At 47.1% G+C, this 546-nt stretch carries 2 rRNA genes; both read right to left on the bottom strand.

Annotated features, from left to right (window positions below):
* Positions 1-156 (bottom strand): 23S ribosomal RNA (locus BHF68_RS08575); the annotation flags it as partial.
* A 243-nt stretch (positions 157-399) separates the two neighbouring features.
* Positions 400-546 (bottom strand): 16S ribosomal RNA (locus BHF68_RS08570); the annotation flags it as partial.

The following is a 546-nucleotide window of genomic DNA, read 5'->3' as shown; positions in this document are numbered from 1 at the left end:
TATGGGTAGTATCCCATTACGGATACTGGGTTCCCCCATTCGGATATCCACGGCTCAATGCTTGCTTACAGCTCCCCGTGGCGTTTCGGCGTTCGCTCCGTCCTTCTTCGGCTCCTAGCGCCTAGGCATCCACCATACGCTCTTATTAGCTTAACCTTGGGTTTTCCAAAGTTTCGTATTTGTTTTTGCTTTCAGCTTTTAGATTTTTTAATCGATGTCTTTTCGATTTAGGATGTGTAGTTGTCATGGTTCAAGAGAATTACGAAACCTTTTGGAAACTAAGGGGTTACCTTGGTTTCTAGGTTTTCAGTAAAATTCCCTGAAAACTGTATTGCAATCAAAACATACGTCTGAGACCGATGTCTCTATGACCGATTATTTCACGGTCTGTTTCCTTAGAAAGGAGGTGATCCAGCCGCACCTTCCGATACGGCTACCTTGTTACGACTTCACCCCAATCATCTGTCCCACCTTCGACGGCTAGCTCCCTTACGGGTTACCCCACCGGCTTCGGGTGTTACAAACTCTCGTGGTGTGACGGGCGGT

This window comes from Desulfuribacillus alkaliarsenatis (assembly GCF_001730225.1).
GTDB lineage: Bacteria > Bacillota > Bacilli > Desulfuribacillales > Desulfuribacillaceae > Desulfuribacillus > Desulfuribacillus alkaliarsenatis.
Note: the sequence above shows the minus strand (reverse complement) of the source record. Positions and strands in the feature narration are given on the sequence as shown.